This window comes from Paenibacillus sp. J22P143 (assembly GCF_059692035.1).
Genome location: NZ_JCAUAQ010000012.1, coordinates 110,674 through 133,125, shown reverse-complemented (window position 1 = coordinate 133,125; position 22,452 = coordinate 110,674). Strand labels below are relative to the sequence as shown.

Annotated in this window: 22 protein-coding genes and 2 riboswitches; of the genes, 7 read left to right on the top strand and 15 right to left on the bottom strand. The window is 46.2% G+C overall.

Annotated features, from left to right (window positions below; translation table 11 throughout):
* Window positions 1-336: 336 nt before the first annotated feature.
* Both AC58PQ_RS17825 and AC58PQ_RS17820 read right to left on the bottom strand, forming a co-directional pair.
* Window positions 337-504 (bottom strand): hypothetical protein, encoded by a 168-nt coding sequence (locus tag AC58PQ_RS17825; protein ID WP_497243775.1) that lies wholly within the window; start codon window positions 502-504, stop codon window positions 337-339.
* Between the two features lie 92 nt (window positions 505-596).
* Window positions 597-1,541, bottom strand: coding sequence for a copper amine oxidase N-terminal domain-containing protein (locus AC58PQ_RS17820; protein WP_497243773.1), 945 nt, complete (start codon window positions 1,539-1,541; stop codon window positions 597-599).
* A gap of 761 nt (window positions 1,542-2,302) precedes the next feature.
* Between AC58PQ_RS17820 and AC58PQ_RS17815 the strand changes: the two genes are divergently transcribed.
* From AC58PQ_RS17815 to AC58PQ_RS17800, 4 genes are all read left to right on the top strand, one after another.
* Window positions 2,303-2,959, top strand: coding sequence for a hypothetical protein (locus AC58PQ_RS17815; RefSeq protein ID WP_497243771.1), 657 nt, complete (start codon window positions 2,303-2,305; stop codon window positions 2,957-2,959).
* A gap of 169 nt (window positions 2,960-3,128) precedes the next feature.
* The gene (locus tag AC58PQ_RS17810) at window positions 3,129-3,914 is read left to right on the top strand and encodes a HipA family kinase (RefSeq protein ID WP_497243769.1); all 786 of its coding nucleotides are present in this window, start codon (window positions 3,129-3,131) and stop codon (window positions 3,912-3,914) included.
* Between the two features lie 106 nt (window positions 3,915-4,020).
* Window positions 4,021-5,121: a GGDEF domain-containing protein gene (locus AC58PQ_RS17805; RefSeq protein ID WP_497243767.1), complete on the top strand. Its 1,101-nt coding sequence runs from the start codon at window positions 4,021-4,023 to the stop codon at window positions 5,119-5,121.
* A 166-nt stretch (window positions 5,122-5,287) separates the two neighbouring features.
* A complete protein-coding gene (locus AC58PQ_RS17800) occupies window positions 5,288-5,935 on the top strand; it encodes an SOS response-associated peptidase (protein ID WP_497243765.1) in 648 nt (215 codons plus the stop codon).
* Window positions 5,936-5,982: 47 nt separating this feature from the next.
* On the opposite strand, the gene AC58PQ_RS17795 is transcribed toward AC58PQ_RS17800, so the two are convergent.
* The 3 genes from AC58PQ_RS17795 to AC58PQ_RS17785 form a co-directional block, all read right to left on the bottom strand.
* Window positions 5,983-6,354: a DUF1284 domain-containing protein gene (locus AC58PQ_RS17795; RefSeq protein ID WP_497243763.1), complete on the bottom strand. Its 372-nt coding sequence runs from the start codon at window positions 6,352-6,354 to the stop codon at window positions 5,983-5,985.
* Between the two features lie 47 nt (window positions 6,355-6,401).
* Window positions 6,402-6,977 carry an NUDIX domain-containing protein gene (locus AC58PQ_RS17790; protein WP_497243761.1) on the bottom strand — a complete coding sequence of 192 codons (576 nt, stop codon included), beginning with the start codon at window positions 6,975-6,977 and terminating at the stop codon, window positions 6,402-6,404.
* Window positions 6,978-7,478: 501 nt separating this feature from the next.
* A complete protein-coding gene (locus AC58PQ_RS17785) occupies window positions 7,479-8,891 on the bottom strand; it encodes a hypothetical protein (RefSeq protein ID WP_497243759.1) in 1,413 nt (470 codons plus the stop codon).
* 150 nt (window positions 8,892-9,041) lie between these two features.
* On the opposite strand from AC58PQ_RS17785, the gene AC58PQ_RS17780 reads away from it, so the two are divergent.
* Complete coding sequence (locus tag AC58PQ_RS17780) at window positions 9,042-9,257, top strand: hypothetical protein (protein WP_497243757.1); 216 nt, start codon at window positions 9,042-9,044, stop codon at window positions 9,255-9,257.
* A 53-nt stretch (window positions 9,258-9,310) separates the two neighbouring features.
* Here AC58PQ_RS17780 and AC58PQ_RS17775 read toward each other — a convergent pair whose 3' ends face one another.
* From AC58PQ_RS17775 to AC58PQ_RS17755, 5 genes are all read right to left on the bottom strand, one after another.
* Window positions 9,311-10,381 carry a polysaccharide deacetylase family protein gene (locus tag AC58PQ_RS17775; protein ID WP_497243755.1) on the bottom strand — a complete coding sequence of 357 codons (1,071 nt, stop codon included), beginning with the start codon at window positions 10,379-10,381 and terminating at the stop codon, window positions 9,311-9,313.
* A gap of 393 nt (window positions 10,382-10,774) precedes the next feature.
* A complete protein-coding gene (locus AC58PQ_RS17770) occupies window positions 10,775-11,737 on the bottom strand; it encodes a polysaccharide deacetylase family protein (RefSeq protein WP_497243753.1) in 963 nt (320 codons plus the stop codon).
* Between the two features lie 11 nt (window positions 11,738-11,748).
* A complete protein-coding gene (locus AC58PQ_RS17765; RefSeq protein WP_497243751.1) occupies window positions 11,749-12,009 on the bottom strand; it encodes a YqkE family protein in 261 nt (86 codons plus the stop codon).
* Between the two features lie 46 nt (window positions 12,010-12,055).
* Window positions 12,056-13,891 carry an APC family permease gene (locus tag AC58PQ_RS17760; RefSeq protein WP_497243749.1) on the bottom strand — a complete coding sequence of 612 codons (1,836 nt, stop codon included), beginning with the start codon at window positions 13,889-13,891 and terminating at the stop codon, window positions 12,056-12,058.
* Between the two features lie 100 nt (window positions 13,892-13,991).
* Window positions 13,992-14,143: riboswitch (cyclic di-AMP (ydaO/yuaA leader) on the bottom strand.
* Between the two features lie 195 nt (window positions 14,144-14,338).
* Entirely contained in the window at window positions 14,339-14,467 is a 129-nt protein-coding gene (locus AC58PQ_RS17755; protein ID WP_497243747.1) for a hypothetical protein, read from the bottom strand.
* A gap of 147 nt (window positions 14,468-14,614) precedes the next feature.
* A riboswitch (cyclic di-GMP riboswitch) is annotated at window positions 14,615-14,702 on the top strand.
* 68 nt (window positions 14,703-14,770) lie between these two features.
* On the opposite strand from AC58PQ_RS17755, the gene AC58PQ_RS17750 reads away from it, so the two are divergent.
* Window positions 14,771-15,205 carry a hypothetical protein gene (locus AC58PQ_RS17750; protein WP_497243745.1) on the top strand — a complete coding sequence of 145 codons (435 nt, stop codon included), beginning with the start codon at window positions 14,771-14,773 and terminating at the stop codon, window positions 15,203-15,205.
* 84 nt (window positions 15,206-15,289) lie between these two features.
* On the opposite strand, the gene AC58PQ_RS17745 is transcribed toward AC58PQ_RS17750, so the two are convergent.
* The 5 genes from AC58PQ_RS17745 to AC58PQ_RS17725 all read right to left on the bottom strand — a co-directional run bounded on the left by AC58PQ_RS17745 (window position 15,290) and on the right by AC58PQ_RS17725 (window position 21,551).
* Window positions 15,290-16,519: an NAD(P)/FAD-dependent oxidoreductase gene (locus tag AC58PQ_RS17745; RefSeq protein ID WP_497243743.1), complete on the bottom strand. Its 1,230-nt coding sequence runs from the start codon at window positions 16,517-16,519 to the stop codon at window positions 15,290-15,292.
* A 185-nt stretch (window positions 16,520-16,704) separates the two neighbouring features.
* Window positions 16,705-17,481, bottom strand: coding sequence for an EcsC family protein (locus AC58PQ_RS17740; protein WP_497243741.1), 777 nt, complete (start codon window positions 17,479-17,481; stop codon window positions 16,705-16,707).
* A gap of 121 nt (window positions 17,482-17,602) precedes the next feature.
* Window positions 17,603-18,607 (bottom strand): polysaccharide deacetylase family protein, encoded by a 1,005-nt coding sequence (locus AC58PQ_RS17735; RefSeq protein ID WP_497243739.1) that lies wholly within the window; start codon window positions 18,605-18,607, stop codon window positions 17,603-17,605.
* A 467-nt stretch (window positions 18,608-19,074) separates the two neighbouring features.
* Window positions 19,075-20,721: an ATP-binding cassette domain-containing protein gene (locus tag AC58PQ_RS17730; RefSeq protein ID WP_497243737.1), complete on the bottom strand. Its 1,647-nt coding sequence runs from the start codon at window positions 20,719-20,721 to the stop codon at window positions 19,075-19,077.
* Window positions 20,712-21,551: an ATP-binding cassette domain-containing protein gene (locus AC58PQ_RS17725; RefSeq protein WP_497243735.1), complete on the bottom strand. Its 840-nt coding sequence runs from the start codon at window positions 21,549-21,551 to the stop codon at window positions 20,712-20,714. Before AC58PQ_RS17725 ends, AC58PQ_RS17730 begins: the two co-directional genes overlap by 10 nt.
* 118 nt (window positions 21,552-21,669) lie before the next feature.
* Between AC58PQ_RS17725 and AC58PQ_RS17720 the strand changes: the two genes are divergently transcribed.
* Window positions 21,670-22,284 carry a biotin transporter BioY gene (locus AC58PQ_RS17720; protein ID WP_497243733.1) on the top strand — a complete coding sequence of 205 codons (615 nt, stop codon included), beginning with the start codon at window positions 21,670-21,672 and terminating at the stop codon, window positions 22,282-22,284.
* The last annotated feature ends 168 nt before the right edge of the window (window positions 22,285-22,452 follow it).

Here is a 22,452-nt window from a genome sequence, read left to right as displayed (position 1 = left end):
GAAATGAGCTTGATTTTTATATGCTTACCCATTTTCAGGAAAATATCCCTCTCATTTTGTTCGCTGCGAATTTTCAGGTGTCCTTTAATCGGACAACTATCAAGCCCTAGTCTCCGGATAATTGCGAACATGGTTCTTAAAGTCAGCGACAGAGTTACTAACAACTTACTTTATGCAATCAATCCGCAGAAGGCTCTCGATTCTCGGACGACCGCTTTTAACAGAGGGGATGGCAAGAGTTTTACTTATGCCAACTTCAATCCGAAATACGCGCAGTATTTTTTAAAATCGTTGTCGCTGCCGTGCCCACAGTTTGGCTTCACTGATATGTCTTGATCAACGTAAAAAGACGGCATATGTTGCCGCCTCTCGCTCTTTTAATGCCCGGTATAGTGTAACAACCTTCGTCACGTTGGTAGCTTCGGTTAATTCAGCCACAGAATGCGTCTTATAATCGTGAACTTCAGCTCCCGTTCCAGTTTCCGCCGAACCGTCTTTGCTCAACTATCCTGCCCGTTACTTCAGTAAACAAAATAGGATCTGCCGCGAAGCAGACCCTAAAGTCTAGTTATCCGATAGTTTAATCACGCTATCAACTACTTTTCGTGAAAATCCATACTTTCTAGAATTTTTTGAAAATCTAGAATTGAACTCTTATAAGTAACCTCATATGAGGAGTTCCTAATGCTATATAACTGGAAGTCAGTTTTGAATACGATGAGGGTATCAATACGCTTATCCCAATCTTTGTGATTCACGTAAGTCAACTGTAGAGCGTCAAATCCAAACAGCTTCATTTGCTTTTCTCCAACGATATCAACATTAGAAATAGCGGCCTTCTTTTTGGCTCGATCCAAATATTGAATTAGATTCATATCCTTAGTCTCATCTGTCTTTGGCTCAGCAGAAATAAATATCATGGTATAGTTAAAGTAACGTAGAGCTAATTGTAAATGATCAACATCTTCAACGCTAATGAAATCCTGAACTCTCACATCATCCTCAGATTTGATTTGGTCTAGGCCAGCCATATTTCTCCAAAGGCCATAAGCGGTAAAATGAAATTTGTCGTCGGCACTTGCATAATTATTCTTGCTGTAGATCACCACTGTTCGACTTGCATCATTCCATTCAACCTTTGATTCAACAGACTCCGAGACGAAGCGCAGTGGAACAAATGTATTACCATCTTTTAACTTAGGGGCCACAGGTAATGTTATAGAATTACCATTTACTTTGGCTACTGGGTTATCAATCTGTAATTCGATTTGTACGCCTTGCTTACGTCCTTTGACAGTGCGAGTGAACTCATCCCATGAAACTTCAAGACCCAAATTCTCAAAAATAGGTCTAAATTGTACAAGCGTTGTGGAGTTTTCAATATATGGCGGGTCACTAAATGAAATCAAATTTGCGTCTAAGATAACACGAATATTGCTATCCGAAGTATTTGAAGCTTTAACTTTGACAATTCCAGGCCCCATAAATAAAAGAGTTACTATTAATAGTAACCTTGCAGAGCTATTAAATATGTTACTCAATCAGCACACATCCCTTAATTTAAAAATAATGTAAAATCATTATAGTATTTAATCTGAATAGGGAAAACAACTTCTTTTCGACAACGCATTATTTAATTACTAGGACTTTAAAATTTTCACTAACTGCACATTCCTACTCGTTACTTCAAAGAAAACTTGGAGCAGCTGCCGCAAAGCGAACCGCTACCTGATTATTGAACTCCTATCGTTCTGCGTTACTTCAATAACCAATTAAATAAGTTAATCACAATCAGCAGCACCGCATAAGCTTGAAAAAAATTGTGATATAAAGTACACCGATATACCTGCAATTGCGACAAGAATAAGCGTGAATACCAAGATATAAAGCAAGGCAATTTTTCTCGTTAAAAAACGGTTCAAACATCCATTGTTTACATATTAGCACAGTGCTTTGTTCAACAAAACTGCCCATTACTTTAATAAACAAAAGAGGAGCTGCCGCAAAGCAAGCCCCTCAACTATCGTTCACCGTTAAATCGCCAAAATGTTCTCCTTTTAATGAGGGAATTCCCCGTAACAATGATGAGATACTTCAACTCCCTTTTCTTTTGCTTGTTGTTCCATATACAATCACTTCATAATTTGCGATAACTTTCACTAGAATTGCTATTTTACTTATTGGGAGGTCTGATCCTATTGCATTAGTGGCTAGGGCTTTCTAGTTATTCACCCACACCGAGTCTTTTGGTTCCACATATGTTGTGAGAGTACAAACTATTCGAATAGAGGGAGTGATAGCTATGCCAGGACTACTACGCACGGTCAACGGCACGACCACCCTTTTTGCAACAGCAAGCATAAAATCCAAGCAAGAAGGCATCTTAAGCGCGAATATCGAATTGGTTTTAAACGCCAGTCGAGGTGTCTCCGACATCTTCCTAAACATCACGCAGAATGCCTGTAACTTAGTCACATTCAAAATACAATCTCTGAATCGCACCAGCAGCAGACTCACTGCTTCCTTTGGTAAACAAGTGAACGGCGTCTCCAGTGCCAACATCATTCTCCACGATAAGAACAACAATATCTCTGCTAGAGGTTTCATTAATAAGAAAGCAATCGCTCCCGTTAAACTTGAAAGCGGTTGCCAATGTGGGGGCTCATGCTCGTGCACGCGTACCCAAAAAATAAGATTCAAAGACGGAACAACATTGAAGATCAGCATCGATAAATCGCTCCAACTTGCCCTTAAACGACTATTTATTAAACTTGAGCGTGTATTAATAATGCTTACTCCGCGTGGAGGCAAAGGCGCTACCGCTGATCCCGAATGCAATGCAAAATGTTATCGTATTGGCAATTCTTGCAAGGCTGCATGCGGCATCTTCGCTGTCTTATGTACGCCGATATGTTTGAGTGCGCAGGCGGTTTGCCTCATTAGCTGTTTGCCGACATAGCGGTTGAATATCACTCGTTGCCTATTGGATTCGTTATAACGCGAAAAAGGACCGCAACAAACCACTTATATTTTGCCTGCTCCACCAGAGTAATAGCCATGTATACAATCTCTTCAATTATTTTTGAATAGTGTAATGTTAGATATTATCAAGGAAAGGTTGGGGAGCAGTGACATCTTTAGAACCGATAAAATATGTGGAGACGCTGTCTGGAAAAGCCGCACATTTGTTGTCATTTAATGATGGAAACCGTTATGCGGTAAAATGTAAAAACAATTTCCACGGAACAAGGGAACTGGTAAATGAATTCGTGATCGCCAGATTAGGGCAACACCTTTCTTTGCCTGTAGTCCCATTTAAAAAGGTGAATATGACAGAGCAGCAGATTCAATATATACCAAAAAAGTTTTCTTCCAAATACATTCCGGGGACACAATTTGCGAGCCTATTTTTAGACAATTGCAGAGGCCTCTCGAAGGAACCTCCTCATCCGACTAAAACGGAAATCACAAATAACCAGGTTTTGGCTGGAATTCTCGTGTTCGACCATTGGGTGCATAACGCTGACCGTACAAAAAGCAACATTCTTCTGGAGCGGCTGCCAGAAGGCAAATATGAGATTCATATGATCGATCACGGAAAATGTTTTCCGGGAGGATACAAATGGAACAAAGCAACATTGCAAAAGCACGATAAGTTTAAAAAGGATTCTATCGTTCATATTTGGACTGTGGGCATGCTTGAGGATACATCGATGCTCTCTTCATATATTGAACAGATCCTTGCTTTTCCGGAAGCCCTTATTGAAGAAGTGATTCGGGAAATTCCTACGGATTGGAGTGTCTCGATTCAAGACAGAGAGGCCCTTATTACTTATCTCATCGTACAGAAAAAAACATTTGCCGATTCGGTGTATCAATTTGCAAAAAAATATGGAACGGGCTTAATCGATTAACGTCATTAATAGCTTGCCTAAACAGGGGGTTATTCTTTACAATATCAGGATAAGGCACAAATCATTTCGATACCTACTGCCCTGAAAGGAAAGTGGCCACCTGTTGATGGAACAATTTCCAGCACATGATCCAACTTGGAATCGAAAACTCATTCTAACACTATGGTGGACCCTCATCGTTTATGAAGTAGCTGCTACGATTGCTCTCTTCTTTGGAATTAATGAGCAGCCGGTGAATTGGTTGAATAGCTTTATTCGTTTCCAACTTGTACCTACGATTCTGCAGCTTCTTCTCATGGGCATAGGTTATTTGGCGATACACTTTTTGAAGTCCTATAGAGAGTTTATCATGATCATATGGACCATGACCATGGTTAGTATATTCATCCTTTGTATTCCTGAAATGACACGCAGTTATGGGCTCATCTGCATTCCTATTCTTATGGCTTCTGTCTATTTCCAGAAAAAATATATCATTTTCGCTTATAGTCTAGGTGTTGGATTCTTCTTCACTTTACTTCTTATCCAGATGGCTTACGGCCAAACGACCACCTCATACGAAATTATCGTATCACTTGCCATCCTCACCTCAACTGTGGTGCTTTGTTTTGCAATCATGGGACGAGGGCTTGACCTGCTTGCTCAGCTTAAGAATTCGGTCGTACGCGAGCAAGATTTGCTGATTCGCAACGTCATGACTGACCGTCTATCCAAAGTTGATGCGCTCACTGAGCTCTTTAATCATCGTTCCTTTCAAGAGCATACGGACCACCTTATTTCGCATATGCCCCATGATACATCACTGGAGCTTGCGCTAATGGACATCGACAACTTCAAGCTGATTAATGATAATTACGGTCACTGGGTCGGAGATGTTGTTCTCAAAACCATCGGTACCCTTCTCAAAGAGTTGCTTGGCCCGGATGATATGTCTTTTCGCTATGGCGGCGAGGAGTTTGCCGTGTTATTCGTGGGGAAATCGCATCAGGATGTACTAGCCATTTGTGAAAAAATTATGGAATCGATACGCAGTACTGTCATTCCTGAAATGCCGGACCAGAAGCTGACGATGAGCATTGGGCTCGCGATCTATAATCGAAATACGATGAAAAAGGCGTGGTTTCAGCTTGTCGACGAATGCTTGTATACAGCCAAGCGCAACGGCAAGAACCGCATACATGTGCATGCCGCAGACATTCAAGTGTAAGTAGCTGAAGGATATAACCATGTGGCAGCATTCAAAACCAGGAGCGAATGGCTTCTGGTTTTTTCATTTGGAAATCTTCCGCGGAAAAAAGTGTTAAGCCTCATACATGAATTGGTTGCATTAGGAAAATAATGAGAAGAACCAAAAATCAAATGAGGTGATAATCATGTGTCATTCCATAGCCATTCTGGCTGATGTTCACGAAGTCATGAAGCAATTCCGTGTCGATCGGCTCTTATCCTATAGTTCCAATCGCTATGAGGTGCGCCCTACTGAATCCGTGTCTGCTGTGATGATCAATCGCAAGGGCGAGCGCCTGTTGGATGAGTTCCGTTGGGGGCTGATGCCCTTCTGGGCGAAGGATGCGGTATGCGGCGAGCGCAACTCGATTTTCTCCAACATCGTGTTCGATCGCATTGTCAAAAAGCAACGCTGTGTCATTCCCTGCAGCAGCTTCTATGTGGGGATGACGGAGGGCAAGGAGACGGAGTGGATTCGTTTCAAAATGCGGAGCGGCACGTTCGGCATTGCTGGACTATACGATATTTGGCAGGCTCCTTCTGGTGAAGAAGAGCTGCGTACATGCATGATGCTCATGACGGAATCGAATTCCGTCGTCTCTCCGTACCACGCCAGTATGCCAGCCATTCTGGACGAGGAACAAATGGAGAAATGGCTGCAGCCCGAGCAGAAGGATAGTCGTCAGTTGAGATCCTATCTGCAACCCATCGACGACATGCGGATGGTGGCTAATATTCTTACATCCCCGTCCGAGAAGCTGGAGATGGGTGCCGATGTGAGTATTTTTGTATAGGTCAAATACGGTTATGAGAAAGGACTTGCGCCTAGGCGCAAGTCCTTTTACTTTTTGGGGACAGGTGGCAGGACGCCACCTTCTCCGATGATTCGCACACCATCCGCGCATACGCCATAGGGTTCCCAACGACAGGTTGCACAGAGGTGACTGATGTCTACCGGCTTCACTTCAAGGGCAACTTGCCCGCAAATGGTGGACCAGGTCCGCTCCATACCTACCTCCAAGCCAAGCTTGGCAACAATCTCCGCATCACGCTGGTACACTGTCCGGTTCTCGCAATGCGCCACTTGATCCTGCGGAAACGCAGCGCACAAATCATCAGGTCCAAGCACGACGCGAATCATCGTCTCAGGCTCTGTGCGCAGCTGCTCATAGACTGTCGTCATATTTTCACAAAACGCTGGGGAATAGCCCATTCCTCGGTATCCTAACAAACAGAGCAAGTGATGACCGCGAAGTTGGATCATAGGCTGTTTACCTTTGGCACACGGTACAATCCGTATCCAGCCATAGGAATAACGGGTTCTTTATCCTCGACGAGGCCATCCCCTTTGGAATGCAAGGCAACATCAATGAGCCATTTGGTGAAATCAGCCACTGGCATGGAAGCCATCTCTTCTAAGCTATAAAATCCTGCAGCATCTACCTCTACGCCATCAGGCTGAGGGGTTCCGCCGATGTAAGCCATTTCGAAAGCGATGTACACATTATGTATGCTTCTCGGCTGATCACGCACAGCAACCAGTCGTGAAACGGACGCTTCGACTCCGCATTCTTCCAAGACTTCACGCACAATGGTATCTTGAATCAGCTCGTGCTGCTCAATATATCCACCGGGGTTCGTCCAGCGTCCCTTCCCTGGCTCCTGTGCTCTGCGCACAAGTAATATCTTCTCATCCTTCATCACCAGCGCACCGACACCGATGCTGTAGTTCCCCCAATGAACATAACTACACGCTGTGCAGGCTCTTCGCTCCGTTCCATCCACATCACGTGTCTCCATTGCAGCTCCGCAGCTCATGCAGAATTTGACTTCCATCTGTCTCAGCTCCCTTTGGATCATCCATCATCTAAATCATCTATATGCTAGCTTACTGCGAATGATGGACAATAGGCAACTCTTTATAGCCGCGCTGACTGGTCGTTTGGCGCGAAATTGGTGGGGGATGCGTTGCATGTGTTGGGTTATCGCTGAATTTCACCTAAAATCATGAATACGTCTAGTGTGGGCTGTCATGGCATGGCATGGAAGGGCCTTGGCGATCAAAAATGCAAAAAGGCATCTTTTTTCAGTGGAAATAGCTAAAAATAGACAAATTAGTGCGAAAATTCATCAATTTGGACCGAAAAGGTACCAAATGGCTGAGCGCCAGCAGAAATTGTTGCACTTTCGCAATTATTTCAGATGGAGAGGCTCATCCCATATAAAAGGTTGCACTTTTGCATTTCTCATTTACCGAATAGAAAAAAGGGGCCCTGCCACACCCATGGCGTACTGGCCCCCTCCCCATTCATACCCTCGCTTCAAACCCACTACCTCCTAAACCAAAAACATCGCCACTATCGTCGTTACCGCTAAGCCGATGAGCACGGGCTTCAGGTTCCGCCTCGCCAGCTCGAACGGACTCACGCCACAGATGGCCGCAGCCGGAATGAGCGCCCACGGGATCAAGGTCCCGCCGCCGACCCAGATGGCGGCAACTTGCCCTAGCGCGGTCAGTACCGCTGCGCCAGAGCCGATGGCGGTCGCGAACAGATGCGCGATAGAGCCCGCCAAGGATATACCCGAGAAGCCGGATCCATCGAGGCCGGTAATGGCGCCGACGACAGTTAACGTCACGGCACCAATAGCCCCGTTCAGCGGCACGACACCTGCGAGTGCCACGCCCAGATCGTTCACGATGCCATGAGAACCCTCTGGAAGTATTTTACCAAATAGCTCTGAGATGGCAGAGTCACCTAAATAGAAGAACGCCGCAATCGGGATGACGGGTCCGAAGACTTTGAAGCCAAACACAAAGCCCTCGATTAAATAGGAGGTAATTTTCTCCACACCAGCATTTCGGTGAGCAATCAATGTGACCGCTATTAAGATAAACACCGCTGTACCGCCAACGAGAGCGGTTGCATCGCCACCTTGCAGGTTCAAGACAAACATAGCTATGACATCTAATGCAAATAGCACTGGAATTGCAATGGCTAAACTTCTCTTCAATCGTTCCCCAATCAGCACTTTGCCCTCTTCCTCCACAGGAACGAGACCGCCGCTTTCCTCTAAACGGGTATCGATGAGCCCGCTGCGCCATTTGCCGCTTTTCATATCGCGCCGCATCAGCCAGAAAGCGGTAATCGTCGTAACAAGCCCCATGACAATGACAAGCGGAATGCTCGCTTCCATCACGGAGGATACCGGTAATCCGGCTGCATCCGCTGTCAATTTAGGCGCCCCTTGAATAATGTAATCCCCAGACAGCGCAATCCCATGTCCGAAGAGGTTCATCGCCATAGCGGCACCGAGTGCCGGCAAGCCAACACGAACAGCCACTGGTAAAAGTACAGCACCAATCAACGCAACCGCAGGTGAAGGCCAAAAAAACCAAGACGTCACCATCATAATGATGCCGATACCCCAGAAGGCTAATGCTGGTGTTCTCAAAAACTTTGTTAGCGGCGCAACCATCGTTTCATTAATCCCCGTACGAATTAATACGCGGCTCATGGCAACGATAATCGAGATGATCATAATCGTCCCCATTAACTCTTTTGTCGCATAAATAAAGCTGTTAAATACACCCGATACAGAGCCGCTTAATGTTTCCGTAGCTAAAAACCCTAGTGTAAAAATACCCACCACACAAATCATCGTCGTATCTCTGCGTTTAACAAGAAGCGTAAGAATAAAGCCAATGAACACTAAATAGACCCAATGAATCGGTAAAAGTTGAATATCCATCCTGCACCACACACCCTCTCAGCCCAAGCAGCAATTGGTGCTACATTGTATGCTCGGCTAGGTATAGGCGTTCGTCTAAATTCGGGCATTTCGCCACCTTGTGGTACAATCAAAAGAACTATTTTAATGAAGTTAGGGGATTGTCCATACATGGCGAGGAATCAACGTTTACATTCAGATTCAGATTTTCAGGAGGTCATTGATCGACAGGGGGTTGTTCGTATTTTCAAAGATGACCATATCGTCGATTCCAATGCAGTTGTACTACGCTTCAGTGATACGACAGTCGTCGTGCAAACGCGCGTCAGCGATTTGACCTATTATGACCGAGCAGCTTGTGAGTTTTTTGAAATGAAAAGAAGGTAAGGCTCTGTTGTGAACGCAAAAAAGCCGCTTCAATGCGGCTCCTCACTATAGTTTCACTTTACTTTTTTATGATATAACTTCATTTTCCACATCAAATCATCTTCAGACATATACGCTGCGCCTGCATGGACTCTAAAAATCTCATTACTTCCTTTGCTATTTATCCCCTCTTTGGTCGTAAAGAAAAGTTCGATCCCCAATTCCTTTCCTACCTCAATCACGGTATCATTATAGGCACCAAAAGGGAACGCAAGTAGACGATACTGAGGTCCAAGCTCTTCCTCAATACGGTTATCAGCCGTGATCAGATCTTGTTTAATTCTTTTTCGATACTCAGCGTCGGTTTCTAATCTCTTTTCAGCTTCCAAATAAATGGGATTTGTAAGCATTGGCATTAGTGTATGGTTCGATCCCGCTTTAGCTTTGTCATGATGATCGTACGTATGAGAATAAAAACTCATCCCGTTCTGTTTCATTTCTCTCATCTGATCCCATGTTAGTCGCGGTGCCTTTGGATGATCTATGGAATCGACCACGATAAATTTGGTAGCATGAAAACCTAAGCTAAGTAATTCAGGATACGCGTGGGTATAAAAAGATTCATATCCATCATCAAACGTGATTAAAACCGCATTTTGAGGAACCTGAGCCTCATTCTTCATAAAATGAATAAAATGTTCCATGCTGATGACATTGTAATCTTCTTTCTTCAATCTTTGCATGTGACTTTTAAATCTTTTGGGGGAAATTGTAATGCCATTTTCTTTCTCATCAATGTGATGATAGGTCAGTACAATGACTTTGTCGGTATAATGGACCTTTTGTTTGCTATAATCTGTTTGAATAAAAGATAGCGTATTTACTGGATGCTGTTGGGGTGGTAGCGTTTCTAGTTCTACTTGTTGTGCTACTTGTTGTGTTACTTGTCTTGCTTCTTGTTCTGCTAGCTGCTCATAAGAAGGCACCAGTTGTTCTTCGCTAATGACTTGTTCTGGCATGATTGTCTGCTCTAAGGACTTCTGCGATGTCGTAGGCAATAATACATAGAGACAAAATAAAAAGCTAGAAACTAATAGAACAATAAACGCCACATTCGTTGGGTTTTCCAATTTCAGTCTATTCATGCTGACAACAACCCCGTAGATGAGAATATACAAATCAGGAAGATAGTAACATGAAAACGCTTTCTTGTAAACTATTTATTACATATGCTTTCTCTGTCTCAGAGGCGTAGTTACAAACAGACTAAGCATTCAAATTTTCATGTATTAAATATCATTATTATAATAAAATTAGTGCTAAGAATCGAAAATTGAGGTGAAAAACTTGCCTATAATTCGTCCAATATCCGACTTACAAGCTACTATAGAGTTGTATCAGAAATTAGCAGTTGCTGAAAGCCAAAGTAATGCTGGTGTTGATAGAAAAAGCCATGCAGATGTCATGTATACTCTAAGTAGTCTAATTCGTGGAGATAAGAAGAATACTCCGCAGTAAAAGAAAATATGACTTCGTGCTTAATTAAGTTCAATAGAAGCAAGCTGCACAAAGCGAAAACCCGCTTGCCGCAATTGAGGTATCGCTTTGATCACTCCCTCAGCGGTATCCTTCTCAGGATGATTCATATGCGCAAGTACAATGGAACCGCTCGTGGCCTTCGATATAGCCTTGTACACTTGCTCCGTGTTATACGTCGCTCCAGCATCCCCAATCACGGAGTAGCCTGCTAACTCGAAGCCAAGATCATGGGCAACAGACGCCGCAACCTCATCATAAAAAGCCGTCCCCGAACGGAAAAATCTCGGTCTTTTCCCCGTCAGTTTCTCAATCTGATCCGCATTGTCGTTCATTTCATGAATGGCTTCTTTGACGCTCTTCGTGCCCGCAATGCCATAGGCTAGCTTGCCGTTCACGGATAAGGGCCGGTGCTCGGTGCCATGATTTTCGATCTCGAACAGCGGGTTCGCAGCCAACGCGGCAAAGATGGCTGGATTCGCAGCAATCCATCTCGCATTGATGAATAATGTTGCCGGTATGTGCTCCTGAATCAAATACTGGATCAGCTTCTCGTCGTAACCACTGCCTTCCTTCCCGCCGCAGGCATCAAAGGTGAGGGCAATCACTTTGTCCTTCGTATGTAACTGTGTTTTCACACCAGGGACACGCTCTCCCCACTTTACAGGTATTACGGAGGTATAACGGTCGATCAGTGATTTCTCCACCGACGCGAAAGCTGGGATGGCCTCGATTTCTGCTGCATGAAGTGTCGGACTATCTGATATCGGATGGGATGAGTTCGTCGTGACAGGTGACTCTGTTGGGCCGCTCACAGGGGTTGATGAGATAACTGGTGGTGTTGCCGTTGCACTCAGCGGCGCGGGCGTTGCAGCAGTTGTTGTCACTTCCACACCCTCAGCACCCTGCTCCGCCTCACAGCCTGCAAGCGCTATCATCGCGCTCACAAAGAAAAGGAGGCACATCGTGCGCCCCCTCATTTGTGTTTCCGCCAATCTAATTTACTTTTCTCCAGCTGATAAGCAAAATCATTTTCAAGCCGCTTCTCTTCCGCTTTGCGAGCCGCCTCTACCTTGGCTCTTTCGGCGTCCTTCTTCGCTTGCTCTTCCGCTTTCATCGCGTCAGCCTGGGCTTTAAGTCCTTCCAAAATTTCCGGACGCAGCAAATCCTTAAGTGTTGCGGGTTTATCTTGCACGCTAGCCGCAGCTGGCGTCATATTAGCTTTCTTTTTCACCATAATAAGGTCACCTCGTCTACATGTTCTCTCTATATATTGTACACGTCTACTGGTGTAAATGATACGGTACTGTCGCAACAACGATATCCTTTTCGGCTTGAAGCTTCGAACGAATACGCGCCGCTGACTGATTATGGAGCAGACGGTGCCACCATTTCTTCGGCATGAATTGAGGGAGAATAACCATGATAGACTGCTTCTCTGACACGTGGGTGTCGATGCGCTCTATGAACTCTACCAGCGGCTTCAGGATCGTCCTGTACCGTGATTTGAACACGACCAGTCGAACGCCTGGATCCCAGATCTGCCACTTCTCCTGCATCGATTCTTCGTCCTCATCCGAGAAGGAAACATAGAAAGCGATGACGTTTGGCGAAAGTGATTTCGCATAGTTCAGCGTTTGCTCGACAGCGCGATGAATCCCGGCCACAGGTACGATAATCACGGGTTCTTTGGTACACACACGGTCTTGTGTGATATCAATACGCAGTTGGTTGGCAACATCGTCGTAATGGTGACTGATTTTGGTAATGATCCAGAGTAGAATCGGTGTCACGATAATAACGATCCAAGCACCTTCGCTAAATTTCGTGACCGAGAAAATAATAAGAACCGCAAAGGAGACGATCCCGCCTAGCCCGTTAATGAGAAGCTTCCCGATCCAGCCGGGTACGCGTTCTTTCAACCATTTACGTACCAAACCTGCCTGAGCTAGGGTAAAAGATAAAAATACGCCAATCGCATAAAGTGGAATGAGGCCGTCGGTCTTACCTTTAAAGCCAATCAGCAGCAGGCTCGCCAATACGCCTAGCGTAATGATGCCATAGTGATACGAAAGTCGATCCCCCCGGAAAGAGAACATGCGCGGGAAGTTTTTGTCTTGGGCCATAATCGACGCCAAAATTGGGAATCCATTAAAGCTTGTATTCGCAGCTAGTACTAGAATGAGCATCGTCGCGATTTGGGTCGCATAGTACATGACTCCGCGGCCAAAAGCTTGCTCCGTCACCATCGATAGAACCGATGTATGCCCGTTATGATCAGGTGCAACGCCATAGCCTAAGGCGATCAGCGTTACTCCACCGAACACGATGGCCAATAAGCCGCCTAAGGAGAGGAGCGTACGGTTTGCATTTTTGACGGAAGGTGTTCGGAAATGCGGGACAGCATCTGAAATCGCTTCGATTCCTGTTACAGCTGAACAACCGGATGAGAACGCCTTAAGAAGTACGAATAATGTTAATGAGTTCGTCGCTGAGCTTGGTGCGAATTCGATCGCATGCGTATGGAGTGAGCCCGTCAGTAAATCGAATACGCCTTTACCAACTAATAAAAGGATACAAAAGATAAAAAAGTACGTTGGTATCGCGAATACAGTCCCTGATTCAGAAGTACCTCGCAAATTGAGCCACACCATAATCCAAACTAGAAATAGCGTTAATGGCACAATATAAGGCACTGTGGAAGGAAAGGCCGACGTAATCGCCTGTACACCGGCTGAGATCGAAACCGCTACCGTTAAGGTGTAATCGATCAGGAGCGAGACACCCGTTAGTCGTCCCCATACCATTCCTAAATTTTCTTTGGTAACCATATAAGCGCCGCCGCCCATGGGGTAGGCTTCAATAACTTGTCTATAGCTCAACACGAGCAGTAAAATCAACGCAATAATGGAAATGGCAATGGGCAAGGAAAACGCAAATGCAGCAATCCCAACGGTTGCGAGCTCTAACAGAATTTGTTCCGTCCCATAGGATACAGAAGATAATGCATCCGAAGACAGGATGGGAAGTGCTTTCCAAACAGGCAGTTTCTCCGACTCAATCTCGCTCGACTTTAGCGGCTTGCCAAACACAATTTTCTTCAATGAATCACTTGTCATTTTGTGGTTGTTCCTCCAATAAAAACTAATCTCAATGAACTAATTTGGAAAATGGACGCAAAAAAACACAAGGATTGACCTTGTGTTTTAGACACATGTTCTCCTTTCTCACGATCGCTTACGAGGTTAGCTGTCGGGTTCGGGCCGCGAGAAATCTGCCCTAAAAGGTACTTGGTATCAGCACCGTTATTCACCCCATGTTACTCGTGGTTCCCCCGCTTTTCTTATCAGAAAATTAAGCGAAATATTCAACTGTTCAGGTACGAGTTGAATACTACTCTCTTCTTCCAACATAGTAAAGGAGGGAAAAAACGTAAAAAGGTCTTTTCCTGTACCCGAATCCCTCAATAATTCGCTTACATTCAGTTGATTCATTGATTATCTTCCATTCTCGTAGTGATTCAAGGTATTTCGAGCAAAATGGAAGTTGCTTTCTTCAAACATTGGTTAGTCATTAAGATGAATATCAGCCGTCTCGGGTCGCGGCTTCTTATAAAAGCCTACAATATAAGCATACATCAGCTCTGTTAATGCCTCTAAATCTTTCACTTCTACTTTTCTAATCACATATGTCATCGTATTACCCCTTGCGTTTTTATGAATAATAATACATTTATTTGAATAAATATTGAAGTTAGTGGTGGATTAGTGCAGCCTTAATGGCTCTAGTTCCTCTAGTAACTTGTCGAAAAACATCATATAATTAGACCATGCTATTAAACAAATAGAAACGGGCAAACCTTCTGAAAGGAAGCGACGCAAAGCCAACAGGTCTACGGATGGGAACATCTACGATGGCTGGGTTACCTATTAAAGTAAGCAACATACTTTTAGGCTCTCTATAAGTTTAATTCAAAATTATATTTGGAGGGTTCTATTATGAAGAAATTAACGAAACTAATGATGATGGTGATGGTATTAACTTTATCATTTATCGGGGCACAAGGAGCATTTGCAGCAACACTTATTGACCAACAAACTAATGTGAAAATAACTCAAGCATATTACTACACTACTACAAATGACATATCGTTGAAAATTCCAAACACTAAAGAGTTTTCATCAGGAAAACCAATTTGGCAAGTACAAAATCCAAACGGTACATGGTCAGATGTAGCTTATACAAATACCCCCTTATACTTTGCAGGATGTAGTTATGGTTTAGGAATAAGAAAGTATACACAAAGTATAGGACAAACTTATCGACTAAAAATGATGAATAGTACATTAAATACAAATTACTATACAGCTCCATACACACTTACTCAATTAACTGCACCAGCTTATAGTTCTTATATTTCAACTGTAAACTAAATGAAAAACTAAGCTAAATTAAAAAAGCTGAATTGTGATCCCATTCGGACCTCTCAATTCAGCTTTCTTGTCGATATGAGGACATTAATTCGGCACATGATAATTGCGAGTTGTGGATTTTTGCTTCCAAATCATCTTCTTCCAAATGAGTGGAATACCGCCGATGAGGTATAAATAGCGGGCATCGATCATTTTTTTGATAAGTGAGGCCAGACGGCCTTTCACTTTCTTGACTTTGAGTAGACCAACAGCCTCCCCCCGGCCTAGGGATGCAACCGTGCCTTTGAAATCATATACAAAAGGCTTCATTTCTTTGCCTCGAGCCGTCTGAATCAGATTCCTAGCTGCATTATAGCCCTGTTGGACGGCAATCTGCGCATTTGCGGGATATGGCGTACCCTCTGGGCCTGTAACAATCGAGCAATCGCCCGTAATGAAGATCTCTGGAAACGGATACGAACGCAAGCAGCTATCTACTTTTACCCGGCCCCGCTGAACCTCGAACCCCGCTTGCTGCAGCAAGGAATTGCCGCGAATCCCTCCCGACCAGACTACCGTGCCTGCGCGAATGAACTCGCCATTACCCAGAATTACCCCTTCCGGTGTGCATGCCTTGATCGCGGTCGATAGCTTATATTGCACGCCTTTGCGGCGCATCACTTCCATCCCGTATTCGATCAGATCCTCAGGAAGCCCGGGCGGCAGCGCCGAAGGGGAAGCTTCCACATTATAAATACGGACATCCGCAGGATCGACATCATAGGTTTTACACAGAACGGGAATGCGGTCCGCCAGCTCTCCGACAAATTCTGTACCTGTGAACCCCGCGCCGCCAACGACGAAGGTCAGATAATCCTTGCGCTTCGGAGCCATCTTGGACTTGGCAAACATATATTCAATGTGCTGCCGAATGAAGCGAACACTATTAATGCTTTTGATGGACATGGCATATTCATGCATACCCGGGATCCCGAAGGTTTCCGTTTCACTTCCTAAACCAACCACGAGATAATCATAGTCGAGCGTAGCATCTTCCAGCACAATCTTCTTTTCATTAGGCAAAATCTCTCTTACCGTCGACTTCACGAACCGTATTTTCCGTTCATCAATCAAATCCGCAATGGTCACGCGCGCGTTCTCATGATGATCCGTACCGGCAGCCGGCATATGCAAGTGTGTCGTAATATAGTGATAATCATGCTTGTTGACCAGTGTGACGTCCATCTCATTCCTTCTCATCTTCTTCTGCAGCCTTATCGCTGTGACAAGTCCGCCGTAGCCTGCGCCCAGGATGACGATTTTGGGTTTACTCATTGCCTCAACACTCCTCCGCTTGTGAAATTAATCACATATAAGCTTGTGAAAATAATCACAAATCTTCACAAGATGAGCCGGTAACCGACTCTCTATTAGTGTATGCGCAATTTCCAAAGAAATAACGATGAGTTTAACTATTTATGAAAATAAGGCGTAAAGGACTTAACGATCAATCGTCCCTGCTACGCCTCAAAGTTCACTTCCAATGCTGCCGCTTTGTCTTGCAAGGTGCGCATCCGATAACAGTTCATGCCTGCCACGCCGAGCTCCTCGAGCAAGCCAAAGTTAGCCCAAGCGCCGACGACGGCCCCGATGCCGGGGATGAGCTGGAGCATTTTACGAAAATCAATCGTATCCCTGTACTCCTGCTGCAGCTGCAACCAATTCACTTGCTTCATATAGTCGGCCGCAGGCGGAAAGGACTGCGAGACGGCAGGCCAATTCTTCATGGTTTTAAGCAGTTCTGGCTTCTTCTTCGAGCTGGAGAACGCCAACTGAAACACGTATAGAATAAACAGTCTTTCTCTATAATCCTTGGTCGAATACCCATAAATATGCGCTAATTCAAAAAGGAATTTCAACTTAATCCCGATCAGAATCGGAAAATCAGCAAGCCCAAGCAAAATTCCGCCCGCACCCGCACCAGCACCCTCGGCGGCCGCGATCTTTTTGTACAGTGACAGCAGTTCCTCTGCTTTCGCATCGCGATCTGCTAAGGACACGCCCTTTAGAGGATCCGTTGTCGGCATGTAGTTCATCCCGAACAGGGTGGTTTGCACAATCCCTTTGACCGTCGCTGTGATCGTATTGTGGATTTTCTCTGGGATCACTTGGTTGATGCGGTTTTGGACAGATTTGGAGGCACGCTCTATCAGGTTGGGTTGCTTCTGCAGACGTATTTCCCAGCGCTTAAGCTTTCTCTGCATTTGCTGCTCGTAGATCGTGTACGTTTGATCCATTGCCCCACCGCCGCCTTTTGTCATCGTTCATTTCAGTATAGTATACCGTGGAGATAGGCTCAAGGTGACTGGTGGTATTGATGTGGGTGAGGATGGACTGATGAGTCAAATCGGTGCCATACTAATTGGTTTTTGAAAGCTTATGAATAAATGCTTTCAGGTTTTCTTCCCCGTTAATAAAAAGCCTTTTGAGCAGGTAAGGAGACTGCTGATTGGTCGTGTAACCTTGGTCAATCGTAAAAGCGTACCGAAATCCGTAATCCTTTAATAGCTTTAACGTTGTTTGGTTATATTGGCCATAGGGATAGCAGAATACGTCTGCTTGTGTGCCTAGCTTCTCCTCAATTAGCTTTCTAGCTTCAGTGATCTCGAACGCCTGTTGTTCCGCTGTAAGTTGGGGTAGATGAGGATGTGTCATGCCATGAGGTTGAATGTCCCAGCCTGCATCTTGGAGTTCTTTGACTTGCTCCCAGTTCAGATAGCCATCATGATCAACCATACCTGGTGACATGAAAAGTGTAGCAGGGAAATCGTACTGGGCCAGGATCGGCATCGCCTCCTCCAGATTATCCACATAGCCATCATCAAAAGTGAGCAGCACCGGTTTATCGGGCACCGTGAGCCCGCTTCCATTTTCAATAAGGCTAATGAATGTAGTGAGAGAAATGGGAGTGTACCCGTGGTCATGCAGATATTTCATCTGTTCCTCTAGCTTCGTTGGGGAAATAACGACCACATTTCCTGGGTCAATTGTGACGCTGTGGTAGTTGAGTACTGGGATGCTGACTTTGGATGGAGAAGGTGTCGCAGTGACAACCGCAACGGGCCTGTAGGTGTCCGTTGTAACGGATGGTGTTTGATGTGGGGGTATGTCCACTTGAAGGGATGATGTTGGAGTTGGAACTGTGTCCTCTTGAAGTTGGCCCGGCTGTTCGAGCTCGTCCGGTGTAACGGCTGGAACCTCCATCTGTGCTGGCGCTGGAGATTCGACCAATTCCTCGGCTTGTACTTCTATATAGATTGGAGCTGATGAGGGATTGAGTCCAATGATGACAAGGAGAAAAAGCAGGGTTAACAGCCCTGCTAGCAGCGAGTAAAATAGGAATCTCTTTCTTTGGATGTTCATAGCTCACCAACCATTTCTAGAGTAATTGTCTATTACTCCATTTGTAAGCAATGGTTGAGAGAAATATTCCTAGATTTAGAGGGATGTGTGAGTTTCCAGAGTAACTTCACTCGTTGAGCCTCCTACTCGTACGAGTTAGTTCACCTTCGCCCATTTCACGAACGCCAAAGAAGCTCACCTGCTGCCCGTGGGCTCCACGAACAACCAAAAGCCAGGGGTGACGAGCACCCCCGGCTTTTGGTTTATCCGCCTTCGGTTATGCCTAACGGACCTGACAGCCTCTATTTCATGAAATATAGGCAATTTCGATTTCTAACGGACACAAGGATCGCTATTTGCTGATTTGTGTGCTCCAATGTACCTTTCGAGTGGAAATAACGGCAATGACGTCCGTTAGAATTGGATATCCCTGTTTTTGGGTCAAATAACGACTCTGATGTCCGTTAGATTTTCGTTAGCCGATGAAATTATGTGAAAATCAGAAGTCCCCATGCTAGTAGAGCTCCCACCACTAAGATCGTGTCCCCCCGCTGCCACTCAAGCGTGTTCTTCCGTAGAAGCAACATCTTGCCGTCGATTTGTTTCATCTCCATTGCAACTGTCATTTGCTCCGCTTTGTGGAACATCGCAAGTAATAGTGGAACAACCAGTGCCGGAATGTCGCGCACACGAACACTGCCTGGACGGACAGATGCTTTGCCTCGGGCACGTACGATTATCGAGAATTGCTGCCACTCCCGCAAGATGAGCGGAATGAAACGAAAAAGAAACGAAACGGCCAAGGAGAAGGAGGCCACTGGCAGCTTCACCTTGTGCAAGTATTTCAATGCCCAGTTCAGTCCCTGTACGAGCTGACCATAAGGGGTCGACATCGCGAGCCAATAACCGGCCAATAGGACCACAAATAAACGTGTCAGTATGAAGGTTGTGCTCCAGCCACTTTCGACATTGTAGCCCAGCGGTGAGAATTCAATCCCTGCCAGTGCGACGGAGAAGATTAAGAAAATCGCATAGGACATCGCGATTTTTCTGATCCCGCTCAGGACACTTCGCGGGAGGCCGAGAAACGCGCAGCCGACGAGCCCTGCGGCCACCGCGAGGCTGCCCCAGCCCTGCTGCCCCATCGTCCCGATGGCGAGCAGCAGATAGAGCAGCCACTTCGCGCGCGGGTCCAGCCGCAACCACCCCGCCAGCGGTGAGGGTGGTTGCAGCTGCCGCTGCGGTGGCTGCGCCACGCTTGCTGCGCGCGCGGCAGCTGGCGCCGAGGCGCTGCCGCCTTCGCGCAGCGCAGCCAAGATCGCCGACGCGGCAAGCGCCGGCGTGAGCCGATCCGGCGCGATGGCGATGCCAACGCGCGCCAGCTCTAGTGCGGCCTCCGCGCAGCTCGGGAGGCCAACCCCGGCGCGCGCCAGCACTTCGGGCGCGCGGCAAAGCTCTTGCGGCGAGCCGTCGAAGACGAGCTCGCCATGGTCTAGTACGAGGACACGGTCCGCTAGCGGAAAGAACGTGTCCAGGTCATGCGTGGCGATGACGAGTCCGCCACGGGTTCGCTCGCGCAGCATGCGCAGCAGCTCGCGCACGGCGGCCGCCTCGAGGCCGGCAGTTGGCTCATCCATGAGGAGCCAATCCGGCGCCGTGGCGAAGGTGGTCGCCAGCGCGAGCCGGCGCTGCTCGCCGCCGCTGAGCGCGAAGGGCGAGCGATCCATGGCGAATACGCCATGGGGATCAAGCGCATGCGTCGTCTCGCGGATGCGCCGTTCGCGCGCTTCTTTTTCCAATTTATACGGCCTGAGCGAATAAGCGAATTCTTGGCGGATGCTGCGTGCGAACAACTGCTGTTCCGGAAACTGGAAGGTTAAACCGAATCGCAGCATTTGCTTGGAATCAACTTTTGTAGACTTGAGCCATACGGGCTGTTCGTCCAGCGTAATCGTTCCCGATTGTGGCTTAAGCAGACCCGACATTACTTGCAGCAGCGTGGATTTCCCCGATCCTGCATGGCCAATAAGCAGCGTCATTGTTCCCTCTTGCAGGGTGAAGCTTATATCTTGGAGCAGCGTCACATCCGGTGAATCCGGAGCAGTTACTCCTACTCCCTGCAATGTTATCGACATGAGATCGCCTCCGCCAGCTCTTCCATATTCAGCGGAAGGGGTTGTAAAGTGAGACCCTGCTCTCGCAGATTCATCGCCGTTTGTATCGCAAAAGGCGGATCAAAGCCAAGCTCCACACAAGGTGAAGATTTCTCCCCGTCACGTTCAGCTTCTCCATAAAAGAACTTGCGCGGATCCCCATCAAAGGTAATCCTACCCGCTCCAAAACCGATCACACGGGTAGCATCCGCTACCTCTTCTAGCCGATGTGAAATCCAAACAATCGTCGTTCCACGTTGATGTGCTTGACGTACAGCTTCGCGAACTTCTTTGCGAGAAGCAGGATCCAGCATCGCTGTGGGTTCATCCAATAGTAGAATCTCTGGCTGAATAGCAAGTGCAGCTGCTAGATTAACGAGCTGCTTCTGCCCGCCTGATAAGGTAGCCATCTTACGCTCTGGTGAAAGTGATAAGCCAACAGCGGATAGCACATCCACATACCATGTCCTGCGTTCCTCTGCCGTTAGCTGCTGCGCTTGCGGTAGGAAGTCTAATTCCTCTGCGATCGTTTCTCCTATGAACTGTGCTTCAGGCAACTGGAGTACGCCTCGTGTCGTCGAAGTTACATCATCCGTTCTACGCTGAATTTGCCCTTCCGACAACGGGTTCAACCCTAGCAGCACGCTAGCAAGTGTACTTTTCCCGCTTCCATTTGGGCCCACTACAGCTATCCACTCACCTCTATGAATGTCTAGCGAAACGCCCGACCACACGCGCCGCCCTTCTCCCGACTCCATTCGATAGACGATAGAAGCATTCTTTAATGACATCAATTTCTCACTTGTAGGCATATGTAAAAAGTTCCTTTCACTTTTCTAGCAGTTGTGCTATCATCTCTATTGTCAACTTCATTTTGTCGTTCGGGTTTACAATGGATTAACAATACCAGAAACAGGAGTGGTCAACAATATGAAACTTACGTTACGTGGCGTTATTTTCAGTGCTTTATTTGCAGCTATTCTCGTCTTATTCAGCTTCGTAAAAGTCCCTCTTCCTACGTCACCTGTACCCATTACGCTTCAAACATTAGCCGTTATGCTTGCTGGAGGTTTACTAGGCGCACGATACGGATTCCTAAGTATGGCTCTTGTCATCGTACTTACCGCGCTGGGCTTTCCCCTTCTAGCTGGGGCTGGCGGTATTGCCAAAGTCCTCGGACCTACCGGCGGCTTTATCATGATCTGGCCGATATCCGCGATGCTCATTGGTCTCATTTTACCTCGTATTCGCTTAAAAGGCATCATGGGCTATGTCGCTGCGTTCCTTGTTCTTGAAGTTTTCGGCTCCCTCTTTCTTTATTTGGCCGGCGTACCGTGGTTAATGTATAAGGTTCCTACCTATACATTTGCAAAAGCAATGGCCCAAGGCTGCTATCCATTCCTTCCTGGAGATGCAATTAAAGCTGTCGTAGCTGCGCTCATCATTGCGCCAGTACGCCAAGTCTTCCCTCCGCAACGTCTTACCGGTTCATCTTCACACAGTATCGTTCAAAATGATACGAAGCAGGATGCGATCGTCAACTAATCATAACCATTTCATTCAAACCAACTAAGGGCTGTCCTAAGTAGCTGCAACTACTTGTGGATCGCTCTTTTTTTATACATTTTTACGAAATTGTAATGTCTCGCCTCTCATTTTTATGCGATTGTTATGCGCGAATTAGTAAGCTTAGACCTGTAGACAACAGCGCAA

What these genes read in the sequence shown, in the direction of transcription:
- AC58PQ_RS17785 (WP_497243759.1), bottom strand. Translation starts at nt 8,891, where the DNA reads ATGGATATTCAACTTTTACCGATTCATTGGGTCTATTTAGTGTTCATT.
- AC58PQ_RS17805 (WP_497243767.1), top strand. Translation starts at nt 4,021, where the DNA reads ATGGAACAATTTCCAGCACATGATCCAACTTGGAATCGAAAACTCATT.
- AC58PQ_RS17730 (WP_497243737.1), bottom strand. Translation starts at nt 20,721, where the DNA reads ATGTCGATAACATTGCAGGGAGTAGGAGTAACTGCTCCGGATTCACCG.
- AC58PQ_RS17740 (WP_497243741.1), bottom strand. Translation starts at nt 17,481, where the DNA reads ATGGATCAAACGTACACGATCTACGAGCAGCAAATGCAGAGAAAGCTT.
- AC58PQ_RS17750 (WP_497243745.1), top strand. Translation starts at nt 14,771, where the DNA reads ATGAAGAAATTAACGAAACTAATGATGATGGTGATGGTATTAACTTTA.
- AC58PQ_RS17725 (WP_497243735.1), bottom strand. Translation starts at nt 21,551, where the DNA reads ATGCCTACAAGTGAGAAATTGATGTCATTAAAGAATGCTTCTATCGTC.
- AC58PQ_RS17800 (WP_497243765.1), top strand. Translation starts at nt 5,288, where the DNA reads ATGTGTCATTCCATAGCCATTCTGGCTGATGTTCACGAAGTCATGAAG.
- AC58PQ_RS17755 (WP_497243747.1), bottom strand. Translation starts at nt 14,467, where the DNA reads ATGACATATGTGATTAGAAAAGTAGAAGTGAAAGATTTAGAGGCATTA.
- AC58PQ_RS17745 (WP_497243743.1), bottom strand. Translation starts at nt 16,519, where the DNA reads ATGAGTAAACCCAAAATCGTCATCCTGGGCGCAGGCTACGGCGGACTT.
- AC58PQ_RS17790 (WP_497243761.1), bottom strand. Translation starts at nt 6,977, where the DNA reads ATGGAAGTCAAATTCTGCATGAGCTGCGGAGCTGCAATGGAGACACGT.
- AC58PQ_RS17795 (WP_497243763.1), bottom strand. Translation starts at nt 6,354, where the DNA reads ATGGGCTATTCCCCAGCGTTTTGTGAAAATATGACGACAGTCTATGAG.
- AC58PQ_RS17770 (WP_497243753.1), bottom strand. Translation starts at nt 11,737, where the DNA reads ATGTGCCTCCTTTTCTTTGTGAGCGCGATGATAGCGCTTGCAGGCTGT.
- AC58PQ_RS17765 (WP_497243751.1), bottom strand. Translation starts at nt 12,009, where the DNA reads ATGGTGAAAAAGAAAGCTAATATGACGCCAGCTGCGGCTAGCGTGCAA.
- AC58PQ_RS17775 (WP_497243755.1), bottom strand. Translation starts at nt 10,381, where the DNA reads ATGAATAGACTGAAATTGGAAAACCCAACGAATGTGGCGTTTATTGTT.
- AC58PQ_RS17780 (WP_497243757.1), top strand. Translation starts at nt 9,042, where the DNA reads ATGGCGAGGAATCAACGTTTACATTCAGATTCAGATTTTCAGGAGGTC.
- AC58PQ_RS17720 (WP_497243733.1), top strand. Translation starts at nt 21,670, where the DNA reads ATGAAACTTACGTTACGTGGCGTTATTTTCAGTGCTTTATTTGCAGCT.
- AC58PQ_RS17760 (WP_497243749.1), bottom strand. Translation starts at nt 13,891, where the DNA reads ATGACAAGTGATTCATTGAAGAAAATTGTGTTTGGCAAGCCGCTAAAG.
- AC58PQ_RS17815 (WP_497243771.1), top strand. Translation starts at nt 2,303, where the DNA reads ATGCCAGGACTACTACGCACGGTCAACGGCACGACCACCCTTTTTGCA.
- AC58PQ_RS17735 (WP_497243739.1), bottom strand. Translation starts at nt 18,607, where the DNA reads ATGAACATCCAAAGAAAGAGATTCCTATTTTACTCGCTGCTAGCAGGG.